Origin of the sequence: Desulfomicrobium macestii, assembly GCF_014873765.1 — a bacterium.
Lineage (GTDB): Bacteria > Desulfobacterota > Desulfovibrionia > Desulfovibrionales > Desulfomicrobiaceae > Desulfomicrobium > Desulfomicrobium macestii.
The window spans coordinates 122,000-148,816 of sequence record NZ_JADBGG010000007.1 but is presented as its reverse complement, the minus strand read 5'-3'; the positions used below and the strand labels follow the sequence as shown (position 1 = coordinate 148,816).

The window sequence follows — 26,817 nt, the reverse complement described above, 5'->3', positions numbered from 1 at the left end:
CAATGTGGTGGCCATCAAGATTGTAAGCGCTGTCGAAAAATTCGGACTCGCGGGGTTGGGTGCGAAGATTGTTGGGAAGTTTGGGGATGAGGCGGTCGGGGTTGCTTCAAAGAACTTAGCGGACCCAAAAAGCATCAGATTCACTCAGGATAGTGTCAAGCATTCTTTTCAAGATAAGCGAACATTGCAATCCCTTGTTGATGATTTAAAAAATGGAAAAGTTACGGCTGATGACATACCTCCAATCCGAGTCTTTGAGAAAGATGGGAAAATATACTCTTTGGACAATCGACGTTTAAAAGCTTTTCAAGAAGCTGCTGTTCCAATACGGACAATCCCGGCTACTCCGCAAGAAATAGCCAATGAGGCTTGGAAAATTACTACTAAAACAGATGGGTTAACTATCAAGGTGCGAGGTGGAGGATTGTAAATGTCTGCAAAACCTGAAAATATAGTAACAAGAGAAGACCTAGTGTTATTCATCCAGACATTGGTAAATGAATCCTATTCTGCCTCTAAGAATTGGCAGAATGCAGACTTGCCATCATTTTTAGAGGCAATGGCTGCTTGGATAGAAGATATGGATGGATATTATCAGAGTCGAGGAGAACCAAAACCCATTCAGCCATCTTGGAAGATATTAGGGGAGATTCTTAAGGCTGCAACAATTTATGAATAGCAAGGTAGAATGAGAAAAAATCGGACCGTCAGCGCAGTGTCCTTTGCCGGATCTGGGGGTAAAATATTTTGTGTAAACGGTCAGTTGTCGATACTCGACCTCCACAAGGAGACGACATGACCGCACGCAAGCCACTTCCATTCGACCTGATCATTGGCTCCAATCCGATCACTCCATTTCATCCAAAAGTTGAAGATTACGATCTCATTCAGAGAGCATGTAGCGCTTGGGCTATCCCATTTGGACATCTGAACTTGCTTCGATCATCTTTCCTTTGCCGCCGCAGTGTTTTGTGGCGTCGCCAATGCGTGTCACCGGGATGCCGTTCACAAAAACCGAGGCGCTCCCTTCGGAGGCGGTCCATGTGTTGGGGCCGCAGCATTTGCGGTGCCTTCCTGGGTCGCCAATGCGAAGCACCGGGCGTCCGTTGATCAAGACGTCAGGAGAGCCGCTCACGGCTGGTCCGCTGACGCGGTGGGAGCAGCAGGCGCTGCCGTGGGAATCACTCGGGCAGTGTGCCTTGTCTCCGACTCTGCAAATTGGGGGCATGAGATCTCCATGAATGATATTTAATAGCTTGTTATTATTGAGATACGTCTGTCTGTTAGCGGCCCGCGAAATCGGTGCGTTGAGGTCGGCGGGAACAGCCTTGTCGATCAAGCACGCTGCCGCTTGTTTCTTTCCAGATGAATGGCGCCATTTTCAAAAAGTTAATTCGACACAATGTGTAAACGGGGCCCGCAGAGTTTTTGCAGGCCCCCGTTTGCTTAGGCGGATGCGGACATGGTCCTCCAGTCGTCGCTTTCAGACGTGCTGGCGATTTCGTGCGTTTTGATGATTTTGCGGTAGGTCATGTAGACGTCTTCAAGATGGGTGAAATGCGCTTGTCCAGGGTCTTGGCAGTTGGGCATGTAGGCTTGGATGTCCACGATGATGGCGTCTTCGAGTTGGATGGTGAAGTAGTGTTCCATGGTTCCAGATGCCGAGGTGCGGTAGAACTTCATCGCGACCTTGGGAAGGCGCTCGCCACTGACCAGTGACCGGAAAAGCAGGGGTGATGCCTTGTCCATGACTTTGGTAATCTTGAGGGGCTTGTGCACGCGCTGGCCAGTGGGCTGGCCGGATTGAGGGTCGCGGGGGAGGATGATCTGGTGTTCGAAGGCTTCCACCAGACTTTCGTCCTCGTGTCCTTCCTGAAAGATGTTGCCGACAGATGCCTCGGTGAAGTTTCCGGCGGTAATGAGGCCCTGACGCTCTCCGGTGATGCTGATGTAGGCGGGTACTGGCATGATATTCTCCACGTTAAAGGTTGATAATGCCAGCATGTAAGGCAACATCCGTGCCCTCTAAATAATACATTAAATATCAAGTGGTTGCTTGTTTTTTGTCGAGCTGAATTTGGCAAGGTCTTGCTTGTACTTCATCGCAGATGCAGTTTTTTTGGGAAAATCTTAAATTTCGGTGGCTTGTATTGGCAAGGTGTTGCCTGGTTTCTTGGATGTTTCTTTTTGATTTAGTCGCAACAATTTAAAATATTGGAGTAAAATATGAGTAATAATTTGCCGGAGGGGGTCCAGTAGGTCGTGTTTTTCTGAAAATTTGAGTGAGCAAATCTCTAAACGCATATTAAGATTATTCTAAATGCAATGGAGTATTTGAAGCATGTTTTGACTAAATTTTATTGTTTATAATTATTCAAAAAATGATCATATCGAAAAATTATTTTTTTAATATGTAAAAAAATATAGATTTTGTTTATGAAATATAATTTTTATAAATATAAGTGTTAATATTAAAATAGTTCGATTTTGTATTTAATAAAAATAAATATTATTAATATCTGTTTAGTCGAGAATTTTCTCTATTTTTCTTATATGTGTATAAAATATGTATCGATACTACGTGTCAATATTTAAAATATGAGAGCTTTAGTCAGCGAAAAAACTTAATTTTTATTTAAATTATAATTTGTTTCCCGAATTGATTGAAATCTATGTGTCTCATTAAGAGAACGCATGGAAAATTCAGGAATTATTTCAGCAAAGCAAGATTTGCTTCCTTCGCTTCCCGACCCAATATTTCAAACATGGCTCGCCCCTGTTAGCGAAGAATTTCCGTGCGGCGAGGATATTAGTTTTTCCGATGGGTTCGAATCTCTCAAGGAAGAAGTGGAGAAAGAAGTCTCTCTGCACGGAGGACAGAGCACTGACTGGGCTTTTGTCCTGCGCATGGCGACTCAGATTCTCGGAAAGAAAAGTAAAGATTTGTGGGTATTGTGTTATGGAGTGATGGCGGCGCACGAAACGCAGGGGTTTGTGTGTTGTGCGGCAGCGCTTTCGGCGCTTTCGACGCTTCTTGATTCCTGTTGGGATGAACTGCATCCCAAGCCTGTGCGCATTCAGAGGAGAATTGCTCCGCTAAGGTGGCTCGCATCACGTTTTGAGGCAAAGATTTCGGCCGTGGTGCATGAAAATGAAAAGGCTGCCATCATTGCACTTAAAAAGGAACTGATCGGACTCCAGACAATTCTTGACTCAAAGATAGGTGACAAAGCCCCTGCCTTTGCCAACCTTTTGCAACTGCCTGCCGAAGAGATCAGAGACAAAGCACCTCTTGGCTCCTCGCAGTGCTCTCCTTCCGGAAATATTCCCCAGACATCTTGCCCTTCCGCTTTTCCTCATTCATGCGCCGACGATCTCCTCGCGGCCATCGATGGTGACGGGCGGGTTCCAGCCGCAGTGCTGCCTCGTCTACTGCGAAGCACTCAAGACCAGTGCCGACAGTTGGCAACGCATTTCGCTTCCTGCGACCCCTTGGATTGGCGAGTGATACTTCTTCATCGTGCGGCGTTGTGGTGCACTGTCACCCAGCTTCCCCAAGCGGACGCGGCCGGCGTGACAATGTTGCGTTCAATCCCTTCCGACAGAGCGCAATTGTACTCGGCGGCGGTTGAAAACAAGCGCTACATGGAGGTTCTTCCGCAGCTGGAACGTTCCGTCGCTCAAGCACCATTCTGGTTCGATGGGCATCACCTGGTTGCCCGCTGCCTTGAAGGGCTGGGCGTAGTTTCTTCTCTGGTAGTCCTGCGCGCCATTATCGCCCAATTTCTGCAAAGTTTTCCTGAATTGCTCCGTTACAAATTTCAGGACGGCACTCCTTTCGCCTCCCCGCGAACATCTCAGTGGCTTGAGTCACTTGAATCCCCGCTATCCGCCCACGCCGCGCCCCGCAACTCATCAAGCGGTGCGGGTGCCGTGCGTGAGCAGGAGCTTTTGGACGAAAGTCTGGCCATTTGGGCGGAGAGAGGCTTTCAGGCTGGCCTGTCACATCTGGAACGGATTCCAGCGGGACGCAGTCGCGCCTCCGTGCGGCAAGGGGTGCTGCTTGCTCGGTATTGCATTGCTGCCAGGAATAAAAAGGCGGGTGTTCGCTTATTGCAAGCACTCTATGCGCAGTTGGAAAAATGGGAGTTGTTGGACTGGGAGCCTGAACTCAGTGCCGACATAATTTCGCTTTTGATCTCTTCGCAGCCCAAGGAGAGAGGTCCTGGGGCGGAGATCATGCTGAGCCGATTGCATTGGCTGCATCTCGGAGCGGCAGTGGGCAGTTTCAAAGAATCGTAAATTCAATCTGAACGGAGACTAAAATGGCCAAAGATTCGTCAATTGCACCAAAAGAGCGCATCAACGTCACTTTCAAACCCGCAACAGGCGGCGCCTTGGAAGAAATTGAGCTGCCAATGAAGGTCATGGTCGTGGGTGATTTCATGCAAAGGCATGATCCTCGAAACCTCTGTGACCGCAATCCCGTATCCATCAACAAGCAGAATTTTGAGGAGGTGCTCGCAAAGCAGGAATTATCATTGCACATATCTGTGCCAAACAGGTTGCTCGACAACGCAGCGGATACGGACATTCCTGTTAGTCTTGAATTTAAGGCAATGAAAGATTTTGAACCAGCTGGAATAGCGGAGCAAATCCCTGAAATGCGCAAGCTTTTGCAGTTGCGTGACGCTCTGGTTTCCCTGAAGGGCCCGATGGGCAACATCCCGGCATTTCGAAAGGCCATTGAGGAGGTGCTAGCTGATGACCGCCAGCGCGAGATGATCATGAAAGAGCTGGGAATGAATGATGCCGAGGTGCGCAACCTGTTGAAAAAGGATGTTCCTGGAGGCGAAACGACCGAGTCCAAAGACACGCCCCGTGCCCCGCAGAAGAAGAATTGAAATTCAGCCACAAAGGAGATCTGCCAATGAACCAAAAGCAAGATGTCGTGCTGGAATCACAGCGCACAGGCTCACTTCTTGAACAAATCATACAGGAAACGAATCTTGATCCGCAGGACGAAGGTTACGAGGCCGCAAGGCTTGGCATCAGCGCATTTATCGAAGAGATGCTCAAGCCGTCCTATGCGGGGGAGCAGGTCAAAAAAATCACTGTCGATCGCATGATCGCGGAGCTGGACCGTCGCCTTAGCGCTCAGACCGACGAGATTCTGCATCACAGGCAGTTTCAGGAACTGGAGTCCGCCTGGCGTGGCATCAAGTTGTTTGTGGACCGAACCGATTTTCGGGAGAATATCAGTATTGAGATGCTGCATGCCAGCAAGGACGAATTACTGGATGACTTTCTCGATGCGTCGGAGATTTCCCAATCCAGTCTCTACAAGCTTGTCTACACCGCTGAGTATGGGCAGTTCGGGGGTAAGCCCCTGGGGGCCATCATAGGCAACTACTATCTTGAACCCACGGCTATGGACATGCGTCTGGTGCAGAGTCTGGCCAGCGTTTCGGCCATGGCACACGCGCCCTTCATTGCTTCCGCAGGGCCTTCCTTTTTCGGCTTGAACAGTTTTGAGCGTTTGCCTGCTTTGAAGGATCTGCAGGATATCTTCAGCAGTACCCGCTATGCAAAATGGCAAGCCTTCCGCGACTCGGAAGACTCCCGATACGTTGGTTTAGCCGTGCCGCGCTTCCTCCTCCGTCAGCCCTACGACCCCGAAGAGAATCCCGTCAGGGCTTTCGTTTACAAGGAAAGTGTCGACGACAATCACGAGAATTTCTTGTGGGGCAACGCCGCTTTTGCCTTCGCTTCCCGCATCACGGACAGTTTTTCCAAGTATCGATGGGCCGCGAACATCATCGGTCCCCGTTCTGGCGGTGCGGTGGAAGATTTGCCCGTGCATCATTACGAAAGCCTCGGCGATATCGAGATGAAGATTCCCACCGAGATTCTCATCTCCGACCGCCGCGAATATGAACTGGCCGAGCAGGGGTTCATCGCCCTGACCATGCGCAAGGGCTCGGACAACGCGGCGTTCTTTTCAGCCAATTCCTGTCAGAAGCCCAAGTTTTTTGGCACTTCCGCCGAGGGGCGCGCGGCCGAGCTGAACTACCGCCTTGGAGCCCAGTTACCATACCTGTTCATAGTGAGCAGGTTGGCGCATTACATAAAGGTGCTGCAACGCGAACACATCGGCTCCTGGAAGGAGCGTACGGACCTTGAGCGGGAATTGAACACCTGGATTCGTCAGTATGTTGCCGATCAGGAAAACCCCAGTTCCGACACCAGGAGCCGTCGGCCGTTGCGGGACGCTCGTATCATTGTGGAAGACATCGAAGGCGATCCGGGCTGGTACAGGGTTTCTTTGAGCGTGCGTCCACATTTCAAGTACATGGGTGCGTATTTCACCCTGTCTCTGGTCGGCAAATTGGACAAGGAGTAGCGTCATGGCGGGGAGTCTGTTCGACCGATTGACGCGTGGCGAAGCGGGCCTGCGGATGGATGAGGACGAGTCCATCCGCAGGCATCTTCTGCGCATGCTGACGACGCGTCAGGGCGCGGTGCAGGCGCTGCCGGACTACGGGCTCCCCGACCTCAACGATCTGCGCCTCTCCAGGGCCGAGGTGATCAGGCGGTGTTGCTTGGCCATCGAAAAATGCATCGCCGGATACGAACCGAGGCTTCATGGCGCGAAGGTCGGATATGTGCATCTTGAGGAAGATCAGTTCGTCATGGCCTTTCGCATCGAGGCCATGCGGGTGGACTGCGAAGGCAGGCAGATACCGTGGCGCTGGTCCGTGGTCATGGATGGCGACCAGGTGAAGGAGACGGCGTGAGCTCGTTCAACCGGTACTATCTGGACGAACTCGTTTCGTTGCGAGAACTTGGGCGCGAATATTCCAGGAACAACCCGTCCCTGGCACCTTTTTTCGATACCCCTCATCGTGATCCGGACGTGGAGCGTATCCTGGAGGGCGTGGCCTTTCTGTGCGGGCGCCTGCGGCAGAAGCTGGACGATGAGTTGCCAGAAATCACTCACGCCCTGTTCAGTCTGCTCTGGCCCAACTATCTGCGCACCATCCCGTCCTGTAGCATCGTGCGTTATGAGCCGGCGGCCAATCTGACCTGGGCCGTGACGATTCCGCGCGGGACCATGGTTGAGTCGGCGGAAGTGGAGGGCACCAAATGCCTCTTCCGCACGGTTTACGAAAATCAGGTGTTACCCGTTCGGCTTAATGAGCAGACCGTTTTCGAGCACGACGGGCAGATCATTCTGGCTCTTCGTTTCGGGATCATCGGCTCTAGCCTTGAGAACATTCCGCTTTCCAGGTTGCGCCTGTTTTTCACTGGCGAACCGGCGATCGCTCATTCCCTGTACTTCACCCTGACGCGTAGCGTTCGCGAGATACGTTTTCTGTTGCGGGGGGAGCAGGGGGCATACAAACCGGTCCATGCTCTTTCGCCGGAAATGATCCGCCCTGTCGGTTTCCGGGAGGACGAGGGCCTGTATCCCTACCCGGCCAACACGTTTCCCGGATATCGCATCATCCAGGAATATTTCTGCTTCAGCGAGAAATTTCTGTTCGCGGAAATTTCAGGTCTCGATACCTGCGTCGCAGCCGGAAAAGATGCTGTGGAGGGGGCCGATGAATTCGTACTGCATTTTGTGCTGTCGGAATTCCCCGAGCAGTACGAATCCTGGCGGCGGGACAACATCCAGCTGTTCTGCACTCCCGTGGTCAACCTCTTCCCCATGGATGCCACTCCCCTGACCGTGGACCACCGTCAGTCCGAATACCGCATCGTGCCCGATCCGAGGCTTCCGGACCACTATGCCGTGTACAGCGTGGAACGGGTGCGCAGATGGGGGAGCAACGGCAAGTTCCGGCGCGAGTACAGAGCCTTCGAGTCCTTTGAACACGGGAGTTCCCCGGATACCGACGCGGCCTACTACCGTCTTCGCCTGAGGCCCGCTCTCAACGACGATAGCACGGAAACCTATATTTCCATCGTGCACTCCCAGGCTTCGCCTGCGGCTCAGGACGAGGAGATCATTTCCCTGGAACTGACGTGCACCAACCGCCTCCTGCCGTCCCGACTGATCGTCGGGGACATCAACACCCATGCCGATGACACGCCGGACACCGTGACCCTGGGCAACATCACTCCGGTCACCCCACCCTACACGCCCCCCCTGGAGGGCGACCTGCTCTGGCGGCTCATTTCCAACATGTCCCTCAACTACCTGCCCTTAAGCAACGTGCATGCCATGCGGGCCCTCATCGCAAGCTATGACTTTCGGGCGCTGCATGACCGCAACAGGGCGCGGATTCTGAACAAGATGCTGGGGGGCATGACGGGCATCGAATCGAAGGAGACGGATCGGATCTATCAGGGTCTGCCGGTGCGCGGCGCGGTGACGCGGCTGACCCTGGACCGCGGGGGGTTCAGCTGCGAGGGCGACATGTACCTCTTTGCATCGGTCATTAATGAGTTTCTGGCGCTGTATGCCACGGTCAACAGTTTTCATCAGCTCGTGGTCGTCGATGCGAGGCGGGGAGAGGAATACCAATGGCCGGCAAGGCTCGGGAGGAAACTGATCCCGTGAAAGATCCCAAGAAGTCCGTAGCTCTCTCAATGACGGAGGCTGCGGCCCGCATCTCCGGGAACTACGCCTTTTCCAGGGCGGTTGAACTCCTGCTGCGCGTAGGCGACGACAAGCATCCTCCGGAAGATTGGCTGCGGTTCAAGGTCAACCCGAACCTGTCCTTTCCGCCCAGCGACATCCACGGCGCGACGCGCAGTGATGATGACGGCAAAGACGGGCGCGTCTGGTTCGTGCTCAACCTGATGGGATTGCACGGGGCGGCTTCGCCGCTTCCCGCCTATTTCACCGAGCATGTCGCGCAGCACCAGGACGAGCCGGATGCGTTGCGCGATTTTTTTGACGTGATCAACCATCACCTCATCTCGCTCTTCTACGGAATCTGGAACAAATACCGCTATTATCTCCAGTTCAGGGGCAACGGGACAGACATCAACTCAAGGCATTTTTTCAGTTTCATCGGCCTTGGGCACAAGGAATTGCAGGGCAGCAGCAGCCTTCGACGCGAACGGCTTCTTTCGTACATGGGCCTCATCGCATTCAGCGGAGAGGCCGCCGGTTCACTGGAGAGTATTCTGCGTCATTACTTCGGGCACCCCCTTGTGCACATCATCCCCTGCATTCGCCGCCTGGTGCCTATCCCTGCGGACCAGCAATGTTCCCTGGGACTGGCCAACTGCAGATTGTCCGTGGATTTTCTGCTGGGCAGCAAGGTGCTCGACCAGACCGGCAAATTCCGCGTGCTTTTCGACAACCTTTCCTGGAAACGATTCACGGACTTTCTGCCCGGGGGGAGCCTCTTTTCGGAACTGCAGACCCTGGTGCGGTTCGTGCTCCGTTCGCGGCTTGGCTTTGACGTGGAGCTCAGGCTTCGTCCTTCGGAGATTCCCGAATTCATCATCGGCCAGGCCAGCCCTTGCCGTCTTGGCTGGACAACCTGGGCGGGAGTCGGGGGTGATGGGGTTATCGTGCTTGAAACAGACAGCAGGTATGTGGACTAACTTATGATCTCAATGAATCTTTCTTCTCTTGTCGGTGCCCTTGACGAAGCATGTCGCGAGGCTCTTGAGGAGGCGGCCGGTGCCTGCGTGAGCCGGGGCGGCTTCGAGATAGGTATCGACGATTACATGGAAAAACTGCTCGCAACGCAGGAGATGACGGACATCTTCACGCAGTTCGACCGCAGCCTCGACACCATGCGCGGACTGCTCGCCCGGACCGTGCGACGGGAGGCTTCCACGTCACGGCCGGTCTTTTCTCCGCTTCTCATCGGGTTCCTGCAGGAGGCTTATCTGCTGGCGAGTCTCGAGCTGCGTCGGGACAAGGTCGGGGTCGGCGAACTGGTCCTGGCCCTTCTGCTCAACCCTGCGCGCTATGGGGCCATGCCCTTCTATCAGGAACTCGGGCAGATCCCCGGCGACGCCCTGCGCCGCCTGTTGGACGGGTTGCGGGAAGGGCGGAGCGGACCTGCCGGCAGCCGGGAGACAAGCGGAGGCGGAGGATTCCTGGAAAAGTACGCCACGGATTTCACCGCCGACGCCAGGGCGGGGCGCACGGACCCGGTTTTTGCCAGAGGGCCCGAAATACGCATGATGATCGACATCCTGACGCGGCGCCGCAAGAACAACCCCATTCTGGTGGGCGATCCGGGCGTGGGCAAGACCGCCGTGGTGGAAGGTCTGGCTCTGCGTGTCGTCGAAGGGCAGGTGCCCGATGCCCTGGCCGGAGTGCGCATCGTCGGACTGGACATGGGGCGTTTGCAGGCGGGAGCCAGCGTGAAGGGGGAGTTTGAAAAGCGGCTCAAGGGCGTCATTGACGAGGTCAAGGCCGCGCCCGTTCCGACCATTCTCTTCATCGACGAGGCGCATACCCTGGTGGGGGCTGGTAATGCCCCGGGGGCGGGCGACGGGGCGAATCTGCTCAAGCCCGCCCTGGCTCGGGGCGAGATGCGAACCATCGCGGCCACAACCTGGAGCGAGTACAAGAAATATTTCGAGAAGGACGCGGCCCTGGCCCGCCGTTTTCAGCTGGTCAAGCTGGACGAGCCGTCCGTGGAGGAAACGGTGACCATCCTGCGCGGCATCGTCCCCCATTACGAGAAGACCCACAATGTCTATATCCGCGACGACGCGATTCTGTGCACGGCGGAACTCTCATGCCGCTACCTGAGCGGCCGCCGTTTGCCCGACAAGGCCATCGACGTCCTGGACACGGCCTGCGCCAGGGTGCGGGTGAGTCTTGGCGCCAAGCCGCCAGCCCTTGAGGCTCTGGAAGAGGAGTTGGCCTCGGTCCGCAGGGAACTCGACGCACTGGAGCGTGACTGCGTGACCTGCGGTCTTAAAACCGCCGATCTGCCTGACGGAGACAGACACGCGGGCCTGCGCGGGCGGGTCGACCAGCTTGTCCGGGACATGGAGGTCCTTGCCGAGCGCTGGACCAGGGAACGAGGCCTCGTCGAGTCCCTCCTCAGGCAGCGCAATCAGCCCGGGGGGCAGGATTGCAGGAGCATGGGGGAGGATACAAGAGGTCTGGTGGACGAATTGCGTATTGAACAAGCCGGCCGACCCCTCGTGTTCCATGAAGTCACTCCGCCCCTGGTGCGCGGCATTGTCTCCGAATGGACGGGAATTCCCGTGTCGAAACTCGGTGGCGACGGAGCCGGAGTGATCGAGCGGCTGGGAGAGGATTTGCGCCGACGGGTCCGCGGCCAGGATTTCGCTCTGCAGACCATCGAGCGGACAGTCCTGGCCGCCCAGGTCGGACTCAACAGCCCGACCAGGCCCACGGGCATATTTTTGCTGGTGGGACCCTCTGGTGTCGGCAAGACCGAAACGGCTCTGGCCGTGGCCGACGCGCTGTTCGGGGGCTCCCATATGCTGGTCTGCATCAACATGTCTGAATTCCAGGAGAAGCATACGGTCTCGCGTCTCATCGGATCGCCTCCGGGTTACGTGGGTTTTGGCGAGGGCGGGCGCCTGACCGAGGCCGTACGGAGGCAGCCCTACTGCGCCGTGCTCTTCGATGAAGTGGAGAAGGCGCACCCCGAGGTGCTGAATCTCTTCTACCAGATCTTCGACAAGGGTATGCTTGCCGATGGCGAAGGGCGAGAGGTGGATTTTCGCAACTGCGTCATCTTCATGACCTCGAATATCGGCGGCGACATTGTTTCGGCCCTTTGCGAAGAGGATGAAACCCCCGATCCGGAAGTGCTCAAGGAAGCCCTGCGTCCGGCTCTGCTTCGGCATTTTCAGCCGGCCCTGCTCGGTCGCATGACTGTCGTGCCCTACACCACCATTGGGGGCGAAACCTTAAGAGAGCTCGTCGAGATGAAGCTGGCCAAGGTCAAGTCGCGCCTGGCCGGGAGGCATCGGATCAACCTGCGCTGGGAAGAGGAGGTGGCAGCCTCCATCATGGCCAGCTGCACGGCGGTGGAGTCCGGGGCGCGCAATATCGACCACATCATCGGAACATCGTTGTTGCCCGGCATCGCCACCACGCTTCTCGGAGCTCTTAGCGAAAGCGGGAATCCCTGCGGCGAGTTGCGCGTGGGGCTGAACAGAACGGACGGCTCGTTCACATTCGAACTGGGGGGGCGGTCGTGACGGATGTTCTGGCCCTGAAGGAGTGGGGCGAACGTCTGCGTGGCTGCTCCAGGCCCGATGAGGTGGCTCGCTGTCTGGCTAGCGCCGTGGCCTCCCTGATCGAAACAAGGGCTTGTGCGGTCGGCGTCTTTCTTTTCGATCAGGGCAGACAGTCCCTGCTGCTGGCGGGCCGCCATCCCTGCGATGCGGCAGTCTTCAGCGAGTTGTCCGCCATTCCTGCGTGGGAACTGGACGACCCCCTGGCCTTCAGCGTGCACTGCGGCAAGGCCTGTCGGGTTGAATCGGAATTGTACGCGGGGCTTCCCCCGTCCCTTGAACAGCTCTGCGCCGACATCGAAGGGCACATCCGATGCGCGGTGGTGGAACCCCTGACGGCGCCTGGGAATGTTGTCCTTGGCGGAGTCGTCATGGCCTTCCGGAGCAGGCCGGATATCCTGGCCGACCATGTGCGGATCGTGCTCGATTACGCCGCTGCCGTATTGGATGTGGTCATGCTCAAGGGGCGGCATCATTCCATCGTGAACGGTTTGAGCGAAGACTGCGTCCGACTTGAACGCGAAGCCCGGGAGGCCCGTCTGCGGCCAGAGAAGAGTATTCTCGGGCAGAGCGAATCCATGGAGGAGATCCGGTCGATGGTCGTGAACATTTCGGCCAGCGACGTGCCGGTTCTCATTACCGGCGAAACGGGTACGGGCAAGGAGGTTGTGGCTACGGCAATCCACAATGCAAGCAGTCGTCGCCAGGGTCCCTTCGTGCAGATCAACTGCGCGGCCTTGCCATCCAATCTCCTGGAGAGCGAGCTGTTCGGGCACCGCAAGGGCGCTTTCAGCGGAGCGGAGGCCGATCATGCGGGTCTGTTGCGTAGCGCCAACGGAGGGACGGTCCTGCTGGACGAGATTGGGGACATGCCGGTCAATGTCCAGTCCAAGCTGCTCCGGGTGCTGCAGGAGCACACCGTGCGCCCCGTGGGGGACGTTCGTTCGCACGCCGTGAACATCCGTGTCTTGGCGGCTACCAACCGAGATATGGAAGAGGCCGTGGAGCAAGGCGTCTTTCGTCGCGATCTTTTTCACAGGTTGGCCCTGTTTCATCTGAAGCTTCCGCCGCTGCGCGAGCGTTTGGGGGATCTGCCAATCCTTGCCCGGCATTGTCTGGCGCAGCTTTCGGTTCGATATCAGCGGCCTGGCTTGAGCATAGCGCCCGAAGCCTGGGCAGCACTGCGATCATTGCCTTATCACGGAAACGTTCGAGAATTTTTTTCCAAGCTGGAGCGGGCGGTGATCATGATGCATAAAGATGCAACCGTTATCTCCGCAGAAGGTATTATTGGTGAATATTCTACCTGTAAGTACGGAAGAATGAAGCTGCATGAACTTGTCAATACGTATGAATCGTCCGTTATCCTCGAATTCATGAAGTTTTATGAAAACAGAAAGAAGGATGTGTCGCAGTCTCTTGGGATACCGATTCGTACACTCAATCACAAGCTTCGGCGTATTGTTGATCGCAGCTATTCATAACGTGTATTCAGTGCAATATGTTTCTCTGGAGTAGCCGTGGAATTGATGTTTGAAATCATAAGCCGACAAAAATTTTCGGCAAATTTTCCTACCACTCACGTTTTCAGTGAGGCGGGCGGATTTATTGGGCGTTCAGACGAGTGCGAATGGATACTTCCCGACAGAGGAAGGCGTATCTCTCGAAAACACGCAATAATCAGTTGCGATGGTCATGCGTTTTATATCGAGGACGTCAGTCGTAACGGAATTTTTACGCAGCCGGGCACAATGCCGCTGGAAAGGGGGGTGCAGCACAAGATCGAGCATGGGAACAGCTACACTATAGGCGTCTATTCCTTCCAGGCTCGCCTTCTCCATCGCCCGGATGCGTATATCGAGCCGCGAGCGGGCGGGAATTTTTTGCTCCCGGCCGACAACATGCTGTCCTCCGATCCCCTGGTTGCCTTGGAGCAGCAGGAGAATTTCGAGGTCAAGCGGCGTCTGGGTTACTATGACGACCTGCTCGGTGAAACCATGCAGACCCAGGGGGACTCTCCCGCTGATCACAACAGCGTGGCCACGGACAGTTTGTGCCATGTCAACATGATCCCCGAATCCGAGGTTATTGAATTGCCAGAAGATTGGGACGATGAAACTGACAGCGCCTTGTCGGCGGCCGCTCCGGCAGCGTCACCCGCCGCTCCCGCAGCGCCACCTGCCGTCGAGCATGGTCCTCCCACGCAGGATCGCGTTCCAGTACCGGAAACCGATGTTTTTTTCAGGATGCTCGGTTTTTCCCAAATCCCCGATTCGCCGCAGGAACGGGCACGCATGCTCGGTCAGGCGGCTGAAATCATACTCGCGGCGGTGGACGGATTGCATCACTGTTTGCGAAATCAAGCCGAATGCAAGGCCGATCTGCGCCTTCCCGTGACCACGATGCGGCTGTCCGACAACAACCCTCTCAACTTCACTCCCACTTCCAAGGTCGCTCTGGAGCATCTGCTTGGCCCCACGCGGGAGGGCATGCTTCCGGCAGGAAAGGCCATGCTCTCCGGCTTCAACGCGTTGCACGGGCATCACCTGGGACTCGTGGCGGGGGCCCGGGCATCCATCCGGGCCGTCCTCGAAAAAATATCCCCCAAGTCCGTGGAGGCGCGTCTGGAATACAATGGCCCTGTTTATTTTTGGCAAAAGGCCAGACTTTGGCATTTGTTTCAGAAAATGCATCAGGCGCTTCTGGATGATCATGAGGGCTTTGCCGCTCTATTTTTGCATGATTTTGCCCGCGCTTACGACATGCAGGTGAGGACGCTCAACCCGTTGACGGAGCGCTCTGTTTTCAAAGGAGATTCATGATGCGTTACGCCCTTGTTTTATTCATGCTGTCGGTGCTTGGTTTTCTCGGAGGATGTGCCAAACCCCGGATCGACCTTGCCGTGGCCAGCCAGATCAACTCCAATCCCGACCATACGGGGCGGCCATCTCCGGTCATCGTCAAGGTTTACGAGCTGCGATCCGATCTGGCGTTTAGCCAATCGGATTTCCGTCCTCTCTTCGAGACCCCGGTCCAGGTCCTCGGGGCCGATCTTCTCGCGGCGGACGAACTGGTGCTCGTTCCGGGAGAGGCCCGGCGAATTACTTACGAGCCTGTTGAGGGGACACGATTTCTGGGATTGCTGGCCGGGTTTCGTCAGGTGGAGCGGGCCAAATGGAAGGTCGTCTCCCCCGTCGATTTCGAAGAGGTGAACACCGTTGGAATAGAAATCCGTGACGCTACGCTGATACTCATCCCCGGCGAAGAGGTTGCTGATTGGGATCCCTTGCAGGCGGTGTACAAGTTCCACAATCCCACAGGGGAGAACACTGCTGCCATGGATGAAGGCGTATCGGCGGAACCGTCTGCCTCCGATGCCGGTGAATCTTCCGCTGGACGTGGGCGTGACGGGTCCGCTCTGGGCGACAGATAACGGCCGGGGGGACTTTATGCTTTCCGAGAAAATATTTTGGTTCGAGGGCATGGCCGTGGCTCCGCAGCATTTTCAGCAGCAAGACCGGTATGTAAGTTCCCAGATTCGAATGCGGATCCTTGCACATGTTCACCATGGTTGGGGATTCATGGATTTTTCCATCGACGAGCAATATCTGGCTCTTGGCAAAGTGGTGTTGAACAGGGCCAAGGGATTCTTGCCCGACGGCACGGTGTTCGATGTGGGGCAGGGGCAAGAGGCCTTGGCCCTGGACATCCCGTCGGGCATCACCAATCGGCGCGTAGTGTTGGCCCTGCCGTTGGCGGCGGAGGGAACTTCAGAGGTTCGCCAAGAGGGGACCCAGGGCATCTCGACTCCGTATGTGGCCCATCGAGTTTCCATCAGAGACAGTGTCGCGGGCAGCCACAAGGAGATGGAGATCGCCTGCTGCCGATTGGATCTGAGGCTCATGCTCGAAGAGGATACAGAGGTTAAGGGATATATCAGCATGCCTGTCGTGCAGATCCTGGAGTGCAAGCCGGATAGGACTGTCCTGCTCGACAAGGATTTCATGCCGACCTTTCTGCATCTTGCGGCCTCTCCGCTTTTGTCCGGATACCTGCGGGAAATAGTCGGCCTGCTTTCACATCGGGGCGATCAGCTGGCCTTGCGGGTGAGCAGCGCAGGACAGACGGGCACGGCCGAAGCCGCCGATTTCTGGCTTCTTCAGTGCATCAACCGTGTGGAACCCGTGTTTCGGCATTTGGGACAGACTCCGGGGCTGCACCCGGAGGAGTTTTATGTGCGGCTGCTCGGTCTCGTTGGTGAATTGTCCTCCTTTGCGGAATCCCGGAAGAGGCCTGGGGAATTGATGCCGTATGATCACAGCGCCCAGGACGCGGTTTTTTCCAACTTGATGAGTCATGCCCGGCAAGCCCTGAGCATGGTGCTGGAGCAGCATGCCGTGGAGTTGCCCTTGCAGGAGCGCAAGTATGGCATCCTCGTATCGCCGATCCACGATCGCAACCTGCTCAGCACCGCGACTTTCGTTCTGGCCGTGCGCGCGGACATGGATTCCGAAACCATCCGGGCCACGATGCCAAGGCAACTCAAGATCAGTTCCGTGGAACGAATTCGCGACATGGTTCGGCTGCAGTTGCCCGGGATCAAGGTTCGGGTCCTGCCCGTTGCGCCGCGTCAAATACCCTTTCATGCCGGCAAGACATACTTCAAGCTGGATATAACCTCTGAAGAACTGGCGCAGCTTGAACTTTCCGGTGGCTTCGCACTGCACGTTTCCGGAACATTTCCAGGCATTCATCTGCAATTCTGGGCCATCAAGGAGTAGGCATGCAATCCAGAGATGATGACAAGACAAAGTTTGAAGGGGAGGCGCACGCGCCCGAAAAGTCGCGGCTTCCGGATGAGGAAGTGCACGTGACGCCCGGGGAGCATGGCTCGCGTTCCGCGGTCTATATTGCGCAACAGGCATCCCTGGAAGATTATACTCCAGGGTTGAACCCGCTGGTCAACTGTGCTTCCGGCTTGCTGCTTGAGATGGTGCGTTTGAGGGCGTTGGGTTCTGAAACGGTGAAGTCGCAGGGTGAGGGTGAAACCCGAGATGAAGAACTCGGATTGGATGGCCTCAGAAACCGTCTTGAAGCCGAGATTCGTGGTTTCGAGAACAGGGCGCTGGGAAGCGAGATCGATCATTCGCAAGTACTGGCGGCGCGCTACGTGTTGTGCACGGCTCTTGACGAGAGCGTGAGCACCTCGCCGCAAGGTGCTCAGGGGGGCTGGTCGCGCAAGGCTCTCTTGAGCACCTTTCACAACGAAACATGGGGAGGAGAGAAGTTTTTTCAGATTATAGACAGGTGCATACAGCAACCGGCGCGCAATCTTTATCTTCTTGAACTGATGTATCTTTTGCTCAGCCTCGGTTTCGAGGGGCGTTACAAGCTACAATCCCGCGGACCGATAGAATTGGAGTTGTTGCGTGAACGGATATACCGGCAAATCCGCATACTTCGTGGAGAGCCCGCTCAGGATTTGTGCAAGAAATTGCCGGACGGGAATTACAAGAACAAAATCTATACATACGTTCCCCTTTATCTTCTGGTCATCTTCGTTGTTACTTGTCTGGCCGCCACTTACGCGTCTTTTTTTCACATTCTCGATAATCGCGCAGAACCTCTTTTGCATCAGTTCGCGATCAGTTCTTCTGCAAGCGGGAGGGAAGGCAAATGATCCGTCGTTGTTGTAATTTCCTGCTGAAAACTCTGAAGACACCCTGGGTACAGGGACTGATTTGCGCGTTGCTTCTTGTTATGGTGCTATGGGTGGCCGGGCCGCTGGTAGCCGTGGCTGGGCATGTCTTTTTCGAGAGCACGACATCCCGTCTGGTGGGCACGCTCGTGATTGTGTTCATCTGGGGGCTCATGGTGGCGATACTGTCTTCGCGGCAGCGCAGAAGAGAGGCGGCAGATCCCGAAATTGCGACTCGCAAAGAGAAGGATGCGGCTTTACAGGATCGCCTTCGCGAGGACTTCCGGCACATAAGGCACACCATCAAGACGGCCATCAAGACCGTTACAACCTCGAATTTTTATGGACCCACGAGCCGCTCACGCTATGCCCTGCCGTGGTATATGGTCCTGGGGCCTGAGAATTGCGGCAAGACGTCGCTTTTACTGAATTCCGGATTGCAGTTTCCCTTGAACGAGCAGGCCGACAGGCATCTCTACAAGCTGAAGAGTACCGGTAAGATCGAGGTCCTTTTTGCCAATCAGGCCGTGTTCATAGATACCCCTGGATTCTATGCCCAGTGCAATCAGGAATCCAGGGAGCACGGACTTTGGACCTATCTGCTTCGGCACTTGTTCAGGGAGCGTCCGGCCAAGGCGCTGAACGGCATCATCGTTTGCGTAAGCATGCGCGACATGATCGACGGTGATACCGCCCGGCGCGAGCATCTGGCCCGGACGATTCGGACACGGTTGGGCGAAGTGCTGAAAAATTTGCGCTCCTACACGCCCGTATATCTCGTGTTCACCAAGTGTGACGCGGTTCCGGGCTTCGCGCAGTTCTTTGCGCATTTGTCCCGGAACGAGCGCGAGCAGATATTCGGTTGCCCGGCTCGTTCAAGCGCCATGGACTTGGACGCGACGCGTCAGGAACTTCATGAACTGATGCAGACCTTGAACGCCCAGATAATCACGAAGATACATCAGGAGAGGGATTGCCTCGCTCGGGCCAGGATGTTTCGTTTTCCACAGGAACTGGCTGCGTTGGGTTCCAGGATCGAGGATCTTATTTTCGAGGCGTTTGGGCCATCCCGCTATCACCGGCCGGTCATGTTTCGGGGTTTTTTCTTTTCGAGCGCCCTGTCTTCCTCGGATGTGATGACTGGCGCCGCCCGCGAAGGAGAGCTCGCTTATCAGAGCGGTTTTCAATCCTTTTTGGGCGATTACGCCAAGGGTTTTTTCCTGCTGCGATTGCTTGAAGGGTTCGTCATTCCGGAGGCCGGCCTGGCGGACGCCGACCGGGAGCACATCTGGATGCTGCGTTTTCGCCGCTTCGGCACGCAGTTGGCGGCAGGGATTGTGCTCATTGCGGGCGTGTCTCTTCTTGCGTTCAGTTTCAAGGACAATTTTCGCCGGATGGAATTACTGGAGGTCATGTCCAATGATTTCAAACGGGAACAGCAGGCACACCTTGAGGCTGGAGACGCTCTGAAAATCTTGCCCGAACTCGCGCCTTTGGAGAAGGCTTTGACGGTTTATGACCGCCACCAGGATCCATTCCTTTCGCGCAGGATGGGCTTGTATCAGGGTGATGTTTTCGAGGGGGCGACCAGACGCGCCTATACCGGGGTTTTGAACGCGCGCCTCCTGCCGCGAGTGCGAGAAATGGCCGTGAATACCATGGGTGAATCCCTGGACGATCTGGGAGCTCTGAAGTCGGCCCTTCGGGCCTATTTGATGCTCTGTCAGCCCGAAAAGCTGAGCGAAAGGTTTCTCAAGGAGTGGCTGGAGACGCGATGGGCCGAGCTTTATCCCGAAGGAGTGGCGGACCAGCGCATGCTGATGCGGCATATGTCCTTCCTAATTGAAGAGGGGATTTCTCCGGTATCTCCAGACGAAGAGACCCTTGCCAAAGCGAGAACGGCCTTGCTCAAAAAGCCGCTTTCGCATCTGGCCTACCAGCAGATGAAAGAAGAAGCCTCCGAGGGCGGGAACTCGGCATTTACATTTCATGGAGTTTTCGGAGGCCGCATCTCCGCATTCTCCGGGGACACGTACGCCATTCCGTATCTGTATACTCTTGAAGGCTTTCACGAATATATCATGGAACGCTGCCCCGAAATCATCAAGGAATTGACTGAAGACAGCTGGGTATTCGGGCCCAAGTCCATGCTTTTCAGCGCCCTCGACGTGGAGAAAATTTCCAAGGACGTCAGAGTCCTGTATTTTAAAGACTATGCGCGCCACTGGAATCAGGCCTTGCAGGAACTTCGTGTTTTTACTCCCAGGAGCTTGGTCGGTGCTGCTGACCTCGCGGAGCAGCTTGGTTCCGGAGTATCCCCGGTGGTGCTGATGCTGCGAGAATTGCGCAAAAATACGACTTTTGTCACGCGGGAAGAACAAGAAAGCGGATTGGAGAGTGCCGTGGAGGATCAGGCGGCCAAACGGGGAACCAGGAAATTGGCGGGCGTGGCCGGAACAGCGCTTGCCAAGGCTGCCACCGAAAGCGTTTTGGACGTTGTAGCGCAGGCACGCACCAAGGTTGCCCGGGAGGCGCTACGGGACGCGCAGCTGGTCACTCAGTCTTTCAAGCATCTTGACAGTCTCATTGATGCAGAAGGAAATCCTGCTCCGGCTCTCAAGGGGGTTCATGACGCCATGAGGGACGCCGGCCTTCTTTTTCGAAGGATCAATGACAGCAACAACAGAAGCAAACAGTTGCTTGCTGCCTTGCAGGATATCGCCGAAGACCGGGACGACACCTTGCATTCGCTCAGCAGTGCTGCGGAAAGGCTGCCCGCGCCTGTTCGAAAATGGTACTCCACAGTGTCCACGGGTGGCTTGAAACAGATGCTTGCAGAAGCTGCATCGATCATCGATTCCGTCTATCATGATTCTGTATTGCATGTGTACAATGCAGGATTGAAGGAACTTTATCCGCTACGCATAGATAGCGAGCTGGATGCAAATCTTGTTGAATTTACAAATTTTTTCAAAAAAGCGGGAGTATTCGACGTATTTCATGACACCTATATCCGGCCATTCGTCTCAAAAAATGGAGAAATTCGTCCTGTTCTGGGTTGTTCGCTGCCAATTTCGAAAGAATCAATTGAGCAATTGCAGCGGGTTCGCAAGATTCAGGATGCCTTCTTTGTTTCCGATAATGATTTAGGCATCAGCTTCCTCATTGAACCGTATGCTCTCGACGTAAAACTCAAACAAGTTGAACTTTCCCATGGGAGCAAGATGCTGAGCTATTGGCACGGGCCGGTCCAGGGCGCGAATTTTGTCTGGCCGCTCGATGCGGGTCAGTCTCCCGAGGCCTCTTTGGCCATGACGGATGTTCACGCAGTCAGGGCATTCAAGGAGATGCGTGGGGATTGGGCTTTTTTTCGCCTTCTGCAGAACGGGAAAGTCAAGCTGATGGAAGGAAATAAGTGCATTGTTGAATTGTACGAAAACGGAAAATGGGCGCAGTTTCTTATCCAGTTCCGAAACAAGGCAAACCCATTCGATCCTGAGGTATGCAGCTTTTCTTTGCCCGAAACGCTGTTCTGATCTTCATGAGGGGGTTGCTACTTCTTGCATGTTCAATGGTCAATGACAACTGCGTTGGCCTGAATGTGAAAAGAAGAATATCGGGCAGCGTTTTGTTCATGGTCAGTCTGTGTCTTCTTTTCATGACGGGTTGCGCCTGGAAAAAGGGCGCAGGCATGGACGCAGCTGGCCCCGTGGTATCGCGGGCTGTCTTGGTCAGCCGTACAGTTCTTGAGCCGGCTCGGGATATTTTCGCCGGATCTTCGCGATCAGTGGTCGCATCCCAGGAGCTGTGGGGTTCATCCGCGTTGCCAACGCCGACTGGCTCATCCCGAGCACCGGCCATTCATGAAGGAGAGTCGGCTGTGCTGGGCTGGTTGCCGCCGGAAGAGACTGAAACCATGCAGCGTTTTGTGCACGACCTGCATGGAGGAAAAGGGGCGGGCGCATTCATTTTGAGCAGGGCCCGGCAGTATCTGCCCGTGATCCTCGATGCTCTTGAAAAGTTCGATCTTCCTCGGGAGCTGGCATTTTTACCGCTGGTCGAAAGTCGGTTCGAGACTCAAGCGGTTTCCTCTGCCGGCGCGGCTGGCCTGTGGCAGATCATGCCGGACACGGCGCTCAGGTTTGGGCTCAAGATCACCGAAAGTGATGATGAGCGTTTTGATGTGCGCAAGTCGACCTATGCGGCAGCAGCCTATCTGGCGGCCTTGCACCAACGGTTCAAGGATTGGCCGTTGGCTCTGGCCGCCTACAATTGCGGGGAGGGCGCTCTGTCCCGGGCGCTCATGCAAACAGGAGCGGGAACGCTTCCGGAGCTGATCGCGATTTGTCGCATGGAAGAATCCGCGTCCGGTGTTCTGGCCCGCGAAACGCTGGAGTATGTGCCGAAATTTGTCGGTGCGGTTCGGGTCATGTCCGGCCTGGTGAATATTGCGGGGTGTCGGTCCAGGAGCGACGATGCATGTGACGGGACATGCGGTGGTCACTTGCCCCGGAATGCGGATACACGGATCCGCCATGAGAATGAGGTGGCGTTGCAGGACGGGGCACCATGATTGGCAGAAGGATGCAGTGAAAGGGGTGGGTTCATGAAATCGGCTTCACCGGCAGCCGCCCTCACGGTCGAATCCTGGGGCATGACCAGGCGGGGGCACGCTTGCCATGAAAATCAGGATGCGTTTTTGAACTGGCCGGAGCATTTGCTCTGGGGCGTGGCGGATGGAGTCGGGGGCAGCGGCAACGGGGCGTCGGCAAGCCGGCTTCTGGTGCGCTACCTGATGCGCACTCCGGCTCCGCCATCCTTGGACGGCCACGTCGAAAACGTCACCCGTCTTCTGGCGCGATCCAACCGGGAGCTTCGTCAGGGCGGTCTGGGCGATGCCGCCAGTACCGTCGTCGTGTTGTTGATTCATGGTGGCGGCGCGGCCTGCGTGTGGTCGGGAGACAGCCGGTGCTATCTGTTGCGCGAGAGGACACTCTATCAGTGCACGCGAGACCACACTGCGCGCCAACGCACAATAGAACGCGATGAGCTTACGCATCATGAAGCCGAACGCATGGTGCGTGGCAATGTGGTCACCAACGCCGTTGGGGTTCGGGACACGCTCCGTCTGGAGACAACACGTTTGTCCCTGCGCCGTGGCGACAGGTTCCTGCTCTGTTCTGACGGGCTTTCGGACAGTGTTTCTCCTGAAGCTCTTGCCACGCATCTTGGCAGGCCTCGGGCCAGGGACGCCGCCTTGGGCATTGCAGAGACGCTGGATGGAAAGGAACAGCCGGATGACGCAACTTTTGTGACCGTTTTCCTTTCAGGATAATAATGATGGGCGGGAGGAAAAAGCGGCAGCGTCAAGCTGGGGGCCAGAACAGTTCGGCCCTGGATCGTGTATCCAAAACCTGGGTGCCGAGGACTGGCGGCCCGGGACGCTTCGCCCTCCAATCCAGCCTTGGGGTGGGAGGCATGTGCGAGGTGTGTTCTGCCATTGACCTGCGGCGGATGGAGTGTGGAGATCCGCGTCCCGTCGTGGCGGTGAAGCGTTTGCTGCCCAGTCTGGTCGACAACCGCAAGGCACAGCTGGCTCTTGCCCGGGAGTTTTTCATCTTGCGCCATCTGACGCATCCCGGCGTTGTGCGCGTGTTCGATCTGCACAGGGAGCATTGGGGCATTTGTTTCAGCATGGAATTGCTGGAAGGGGCCTCGGCGTATTCGATGCTTGGCGAGCACCCCTCGGGGATGGGCAGGTCCGGGATTGTCGCAGGCCGCAAGATTTTCGACATCTTGGACTATCTGCACGCACATGGCGTTACTCATGGAGATGTGAAGCCCGCCAATATTGTCTTGGAACAGGACGGGCGGCTTGTGCTCCTTGATTTCAATATCACTCAATTCAGCGCGAGGCCCGGGCTGGCCAGCGCCGCGATGTCTCGTGGCCTGGAGAAGTCCCTGCGCGTTTCTGCCTACAGTCGCCTTCATTCCAGTCCTCAGATGCTTTGGGGCGCTCCGCCTTCGCCCAGCTGTGATGTCTTTTCAGCCAGCTGTACCGTGTATGAAATGCTTTCGGGAGAGCACCCCTTCAAAATGATGCCTGCGGATCAGGCGGCGACACGGAAACTCGAACCGTTGCGGCCGGCATGTTTGCCGGGCCGACAATGGAAGTGGCTTCGACGTGGATTGTCGTTCGAATCTCGGGATCGGCCAAGTTCAAGGCAGCTTTTGGCCGCTTTCGGGGAGCGGAGCTGGTTCAGGGCGGTGTCATGAAGGCCGCGGCTTCGTCGTCTGGAGCAATCATCAGCCGCGCGAGCCGCTTTATTGCCCAAAACGAACGCAGCGCATGGAAATCGAGCCCAACGTCACCCGGTCATTGAAGAACGTCGGGGAATTATCCGCGCCTGCGGCGCCCAATACATAAAGCAGGGGCAGATAGTGTTCTTCCGTGGGGATGGCCTGCCGGGCGTTCGGCAAGTTCGGATAGTCGATCAGGGCCTGGTGGTTGGCTGCGACGATCAGGTCCGCCATGGCGGCATCGCTCTGCATCGCCCAGTCGAAGCCTCCTTGCTGCCAGGCCATGTTCCGCAGATTGTGGACCATGTTGCCGCTGCCCAGAATCAGTATGCCCTCCTTCCTCAATTCGCCCATCTCCTTGCCCAGTTCATAGTGAAAGGCCGGAGGCGCGCTCATGTCCAGGCTGACTTGCACCACGGGGATGTCCGCGTGCGGGTACATGCGGCAGAGCACGGACCACGCGCCGTGATCCAAGCCCCAGGAGCGGTCTGGCCTGATGCGTGTAGAGCGTGCCGTGGCGCGCACCCGTTCCGCCAATTCCGGCGAGCCTGGCGCCGGGTAGACCATGTTTTCGAGGGCTGCCGGAAATCCGGTGAAATCATGGATGGTCGCTGGGTGCTCCATGGCCGTCACGCAGGTGCCGTCCGTTTCCCAGTGCGCGGAAATGCAGACTACACCGTTGGGGCGCGGCATTGATTTGCCCAGTTCCGTCCAGGTTCGGCTGAATTCGTTGTCTTCGATGGCGTTCATGGGTTTGCCGTGGCCGACGAACAATGCGGGCATGCTCATGGGAACCTTCATGCGTTGGTTGTGGTGAAGACCCGGGTCCAGGTCAGGGTCAGGGCGATGGAGAAGAGGGCGGCGACGATGCCCAGAGCCACGTCGTACATGGGCGGAGCGGCCAGGGCCAGACGGATGAAGAGCGTCGAAAGGGCGTAGCCGGAGTTGCGGAAAACCGCATGGAACGAGGGCCTAAAGCATTGGGAGATGAGCACCACCAGAATGTCGGTGAATATGAGCAGGGTGTAGAAGACCGGAAAGAAATCGATGTGCGGCAGACCCGCGACTTTGTTGTAAAGGTTGCCAAGGCCCAGGATGAAGAAGGTGGCGAGGATCAACAGGGCGATGCCTTTTTTCGCGGCCACGAACCGAAACAGATCGTGCGGCAGTCCCATGTCCTGCTTCTTGCCCGGCTGGATGCGATAATAGACGCCAAGCAGGGCGAAAATGACCAGGGCTCCGAACCCATAGCCAAGAATGTGCAAGACGGGAGTCAATTCCGTGCCCACGGTGATGGGTTCGGCGAAGTAGGACAATTCCTTGAAGGCGTCCCGCAGCAGAATGAGTGACAGAATCTCGAACTGCTTGCCCACGGATTTGGAAAAGGAGCAGGGCAGGGTGAAGATGAGACTCACGACTTCAAGGATCAGCACCAGTGTGAACGCCAGGTTCACGGCATGGAAATGGTTGGTGGGCGTGTGTGCGGCCAGAGAGGCAGGGAGAAGGCCCTGCCGGTTCAGTTCTATGCTGACGAGCGAGCCCAGGAACACGACGATGAGTCCGAGCGCAAAACGGCGGTGCATGCGCTCATGTTCCCAGAAATGATGCAGGGGATCGAATATGTAGGTGAGTCGCTCGAACAGGAAATCCATAGGCTGGCTCCGCGTTTTTTAAAGATATCTTGATGTTATGGATACGACTTCGCCAAGATAGGATTTTCGGGTCTCATCGCTGACTACGTCCAGACTGCCGAAAAATGCATGGTGCAGGACTTCCATTCCGCAAAGTTCGAAGATGCCCGTGTTCGTGGTCAAAGACATGGCTTCGTGCATGCCTTGGGATGTGTAGAACGGACTGGGCAGCCCTGTCGTGTTGAAAATGAGGACTCTCTTTCCGTTCAGCAGTCCTTTCGCGGTATCCCCTTGCAGGGAGTAGGCAAATTCCTGACAAAAGACCCGATCGACATAGCCTTTGAGCATGGCCGGCATTCCGGCCCACCATACCGGGTAGACAAAGGTCAGCAAGTCGGCCCAGGCGATGAATTCCTGCTCCTGCCTGACGTCCTGTGGAGCCATTTCCGCAGGGCTGTCCACATCCATTTTCGGCAATACCGGATTGAAGGCGATTCCGTACAAATCTCGACAACATGTGTCGTGCCCCAGCGCTTCGGAAACGGCCTGCACCGAATCGGCGATGGCACGGTTGAAGCTTGTGGCGCTGGGGTGGCAGAAAATGATCAGGTGGTTCATGGCATCCCCTTGTTGGTGCATGCGTTGCGTGGAATCGGTCCGGACTGACTCCCCGGGATTCCTGAGAAAGGAACTCCGGATTATGGTGCACCATACGACAAGGGGGAAAATCTTGAAAGCGATATTTGCCTGGCAAGGGGTTCTCAGACAAAAAATTATTGCAGGTCAAGTTTGTCGCAAAAGCCCCAGGATCTGATCGGAACTTGGGATGCGTCTGGTTTGCTGTTTGGAATATATCAGTGTGTCGCCAAGCAGAATTTCGAAGTCGCCTCTGCTCCCGCGCGTAAGGGATACGGTGGCTCCTGCATCAGAGCGCAATCTTTCCGCAAGACTTGCGGCGCGTGCTTCATAGCCCATTCACAAACC

General features: G+C 56.0%; 24 protein-coding genes. 18 read left to right on the top strand and 6 right to left on the bottom strand.

Features of this window, described 5'->3' with window-relative positions; translation table 11 throughout:
- On the top strand, positions 1–430 hold a 430-nt coding region (locus H4684_RS06765; protein WP_225940289.1), incomplete at its 5' end, for a hypothetical protein.
- Positions 431–679: a DUF7660 family protein gene (locus H4684_RS06760; protein WP_192623249.1), complete on the top strand. Its 249-nt coding sequence runs from the start codon at positions 431–433 to the stop codon at positions 677–679.
- Between the two features lie 231 nt (positions 680–910).
- On the opposite strand, the gene H4684_RS06755 is transcribed toward H4684_RS06760, so the two are convergent.
- Positions 911–1,228 (bottom strand): PAAR domain-containing protein, encoded by a 318-nt coding sequence (locus tag H4684_RS06755; protein ID WP_192623248.1) that lies wholly within the window; start codon positions 1,226–1,228, stop codon positions 911–913.
- 218 nt (positions 1,229–1,446) lie between these two features.
- Positions 1,447–1,968 carry an Hcp family type VI secretion system effector gene (locus H4684_RS06750; RefSeq protein ID WP_092193167.1) on the bottom strand — a complete coding sequence of 174 codons (522 nt, stop codon included), beginning with the start codon at positions 1,966–1,968 and terminating at the stop codon, positions 1,447–1,449.
- Between the two features lie 726 nt (positions 1,969–2,694).
- Between H4684_RS06750 and tssA the strand changes: the two genes are divergently transcribed.
- From tssA to H4684_RS06670, 16 genes are all read left to right on the top strand, one after another.
- Positions 2,695–4,302 carry a type VI secretion system protein TssA gene (gene tssA / locus H4684_RS06745; protein ID WP_192623247.1) on the top strand — a complete coding sequence of 536 codons (1,608 nt, stop codon included), beginning with the start codon at positions 2,695–2,697 and terminating at the stop codon, positions 4,300–4,302.
- Between the two features lie 23 nt (positions 4,303–4,325).
- Positions 4,326–4,904, top strand: coding sequence for a type VI secretion system contractile sheath small subunit (gene tssB, locus H4684_RS06740; protein WP_192623246.1), 579 nt, complete (start codon positions 4,326–4,328; stop codon positions 4,902–4,904).
- A gap of 26 nt (positions 4,905–4,930) precedes the next feature.
- Positions 4,931–6,403, top strand: coding sequence for a type VI secretion system contractile sheath large subunit (tssC, locus tag H4684_RS06735; protein ID WP_092193173.1), 1,473 nt, complete (start codon positions 4,931–4,933; stop codon positions 6,401–6,403).
- 4 nt (positions 6,404–6,407) lie between these two features.
- On the top strand, positions 6,408–6,797 hold the full coding sequence (gene tssE / locus H4684_RS06730; RefSeq protein WP_092193175.1) for a type VI secretion system baseplate subunit TssE: 390 nt from the start codon (positions 6,408–6,410) through the stop codon (positions 6,795–6,797).
- Positions 6,794–8,569, top strand: coding sequence for a type VI secretion system baseplate subunit TssF (gene tssF, locus H4684_RS06725; RefSeq protein ID WP_092193177.1), 1,776 nt, complete (start codon positions 6,794–6,796; stop codon positions 8,567–8,569). Before tssE ends, tssF begins: the two co-directional genes overlap by 4 nt.
- Positions 8,566–9,567: a type VI secretion system baseplate subunit TssG gene (gene tssG / locus H4684_RS06720; protein WP_318779621.1), complete on the top strand. Its 1,002-nt coding sequence runs from the start codon at positions 8,566–8,568 to the stop codon at positions 9,565–9,567. Before tssF ends, tssG begins: the two co-directional genes overlap by 4 nt.
- 12 nt (positions 9,568–9,579) lie before the next feature.
- Positions 9,580–12,168: a type VI secretion system ATPase TssH gene (tssH, locus tag H4684_RS06715; protein WP_225940288.1), complete on the top strand. Its 2,589-nt coding sequence runs from the start codon at positions 9,580–9,582 to the stop codon at positions 12,166–12,168.
- Positions 12,165–13,688, top strand: a complete 1,524-nt coding sequence (locus tag H4684_RS06710; protein ID WP_192623244.1) for a sigma-54 interaction domain-containing protein — start codon at positions 12,165–12,167, stop codon at positions 13,686–13,688. The genes tssH and H4684_RS06710 overlap by 4 nt, the downstream gene beginning before the upstream one ends.
- Before the next feature lie 45 nt (positions 13,689–13,733).
- Positions 13,734–15,026, top strand: coding sequence for a type VI secretion system-associated FHA domain protein TagH (gene tagH / locus H4684_RS06705; protein ID WP_225940296.1), 1,293 nt, complete (start codon positions 13,734–13,736; stop codon positions 15,024–15,026).
- The gene (gene tssJ, locus H4684_RS06700) at positions 15,023–15,637 is read left to right on the top strand and encodes a type VI secretion system lipoprotein TssJ (RefSeq protein ID WP_192623242.1); all 615 of its coding nucleotides are present in this window, start codon (positions 15,023–15,025) and stop codon (positions 15,635–15,637) included. Before tagH ends, tssJ begins: the two co-directional genes overlap by 4 nt.
- Before the next feature lie 16 nt (positions 15,638–15,653).
- Complete coding sequence (gene tssK, locus H4684_RS06695) at positions 15,654–16,985, top strand: type VI secretion system baseplate subunit TssK (protein WP_192623241.1); 1,332 nt, start codon at positions 15,654–15,656, stop codon at positions 16,983–16,985.
- Between the two features lie 2 nt (positions 16,986–16,987).
- The gene (icmH, locus tag H4684_RS06690; protein WP_192623240.1) at positions 16,988–17,884 is read left to right on the top strand and encodes a type IVB secretion system protein IcmH/DotU; all 897 of its coding nucleotides are present in this window, start codon (positions 16,988–16,990) and stop codon (positions 17,882–17,884) included.
- Positions 17,881–21,438 carry a type VI secretion system membrane subunit TssM gene (gene tssM, locus H4684_RS06685; RefSeq protein WP_192623239.1) on the top strand — a complete coding sequence of 1,186 codons (3,558 nt, stop codon included), beginning with the start codon at positions 17,881–17,883 and terminating at the stop codon, positions 21,436–21,438. The genes icmH and tssM overlap by 4 nt, the downstream gene beginning before the upstream one ends.
- 344 nt (positions 21,439–21,782) lie before the next feature.
- Entirely contained in the window at positions 21,783–22,475 is a 693-nt protein-coding gene (locus tag H4684_RS06680; RefSeq protein WP_192623238.1) for a lytic transglycosylase domain-containing protein, read from the top strand.
- A gap of 33 nt (positions 22,476–22,508) precedes the next feature.
- Complete coding sequence (locus H4684_RS06675; protein WP_092193195.1) at positions 22,509–23,237, top strand: PP2C family protein-serine/threonine phosphatase; 729 nt, start codon at positions 22,509–22,511, stop codon at positions 23,235–23,237.
- 2 nt (positions 23,238–23,239) lie between these two features.
- A complete protein-coding gene (locus H4684_RS06670; protein ID WP_318779620.1) occupies positions 23,240–24,178 on the top strand; it encodes a serine/threonine-protein kinase in 939 nt (312 codons plus the stop codon).
- Between the two features lie 48 nt (positions 24,179–24,226).
- Here the strand turns inward: H4684_RS06670 and ygiD are convergent, their stop codons facing one another.
- The 4 genes from ygiD to H4684_RS21230 all read right to left on the bottom strand — a co-directional run bounded on the left by ygiD (position 24,227) and on the right by H4684_RS21230 (position 26,808).
- Positions 24,227–24,991: a 4,5-DOPA-extradiol-dioxygenase gene (gene ygiD / locus H4684_RS06665; RefSeq protein WP_192623236.1), complete on the bottom strand. Its 765-nt coding sequence runs from the start codon at positions 24,989–24,991 to the stop codon at positions 24,227–24,229.
- A gap of 8 nt (positions 24,992–24,999) precedes the next feature.
- Complete coding sequence (locus tag H4684_RS06660) at positions 25,000–25,854, bottom strand: hypothetical protein (protein ID WP_092193201.1); 855 nt, start codon at positions 25,852–25,854, stop codon at positions 25,000–25,002.
- A gap of 18 nt (positions 25,855–25,872) precedes the next feature.
- Complete coding sequence (locus H4684_RS06655; RefSeq protein WP_192623235.1) at positions 25,873–26,451, bottom strand: NAD(P)H-dependent oxidoreductase; 579 nt, start codon at positions 26,449–26,451, stop codon at positions 25,873–25,875.
- A 165-nt stretch (positions 26,452–26,616) separates the two neighbouring features.
- On the bottom strand, positions 26,617–26,808 hold the full coding sequence (locus H4684_RS21230; protein WP_192623234.1) for an Rdx family protein: 192 nt from the start codon (positions 26,806–26,808) through the stop codon (positions 26,617–26,619).
- Positions 26,809–26,817: the final 9 nt, after the last annotated feature.

What these genes read in the sequence shown, in the direction of transcription:
- tssC (WP_092193173.1), top strand. Translation starts at nt 4,931, where the DNA reads ATGAACCAAAAGCAAGATGTCGTGCTGGAATCACAGCGCACAGGCTCA.
- H4684_RS06660 (WP_092193201.1), bottom strand. Translation starts at nt 25,854, where the DNA reads ATGGATTTCCTGTTCGAGCGACTCACCTACATATTCGATCCCCTGCAT.
- tssH (WP_225940288.1), top strand. Translation starts at nt 9,580, where the DNA reads ATGAATCTTTCTTCTCTTGTCGGTGCCCTTGACGAAGCATGTCGCGAG.
- H4684_RS21230 (WP_192623234.1), bottom strand. Translation starts at nt 26,808, where the DNA reads ATGGGCTATGAAGCACGCGCCGCAAGTCTTGCGGAAAGATTGCGCTCT.
- H4684_RS06760 (WP_192623249.1), top strand. Translation starts at nt 431, where the DNA reads ATGTCTGCAAAACCTGAAAATATAGTAACAAGAGAAGACCTAGTGTTA.
- H4684_RS06755 (WP_192623248.1), bottom strand. Translation starts at nt 1,228, where the DNA reads ATGCCCCCAATTTGCAGAGTCGGAGACAAGGCACACTGCCCGAGTGAT.
- H4684_RS06655 (WP_192623235.1), bottom strand. Translation starts at nt 26,451, where the DNA reads ATGAACCACCTGATCATTTTCTGCCACCCCAGCGCCACAAGCTTCAAC.
- H4684_RS06675 (WP_092193195.1), top strand. Translation starts at nt 22,509, where the DNA reads ATGAAATCGGCTTCACCGGCAGCCGCCCTCACGGTCGAATCCTGGGGC.
- tssK (WP_192623241.1), top strand. Translation starts at nt 15,654, where the DNA reads ATGCTTTCCGAGAAAATATTTTGGTTCGAGGGCATGGCCGTGGCTCCG.
- tssB (WP_192623246.1), top strand. Translation starts at nt 4,326, where the DNA reads ATGGCCAAAGATTCGTCAATTGCACCAAAAGAGCGCATCAACGTCACT.
- tssJ (WP_192623242.1), top strand. Translation starts at nt 15,023, where the DNA reads ATGATGCGTTACGCCCTTGTTTTATTCATGCTGTCGGTGCTTGGTTTT.
- icmH (WP_192623240.1), top strand. Translation starts at nt 16,988, where the DNA reads ATGCAATCCAGAGATGATGACAAGACAAAGTTTGAAGGGGAGGCGCAC.
- H4684_RS06750 (WP_092193167.1), bottom strand. Translation starts at nt 1,968, where the DNA reads ATGCCAGTACCCGCCTACATCAGCATCACCGGAGAGCGTCAGGGCCTC.
- tssM (WP_192623239.1), top strand. Translation starts at nt 17,881, where the DNA reads ATGATCCGTCGTTGTTGTAATTTCCTGCTGAAAACTCTGAAGACACCC.
- tagH (WP_225940296.1), top strand. Translation starts at nt 13,734, where the DNA reads ATGTTTGAAATCATAAGCCGACAAAAATTTTCGGCAAATTTTCCTACC.
- ygiD (WP_192623236.1), bottom strand. Translation starts at nt 24,991, where the DNA reads ATGAGCATGCCCGCATTGTTCGTCGGCCACGGCAAACCCATGAACGCC.
- H4684_RS06670 (WP_318779620.1), top strand. Translation starts at nt 23,240, where the DNA reads ATGATGGGCGGGAGGAAAAAGCGGCAGCGTCAAGCTGGGGGCCAGAAC.
- tssE (WP_092193175.1), top strand. Translation starts at nt 6,408, where the DNA reads ATGGCGGGGAGTCTGTTCGACCGATTGACGCGTGGCGAAGCGGGCCTG.
- tssA (WP_192623247.1), top strand. Translation starts at nt 2,695, where the DNA reads ATGGAAAATTCAGGAATTATTTCAGCAAAGCAAGATTTGCTTCCTTCG.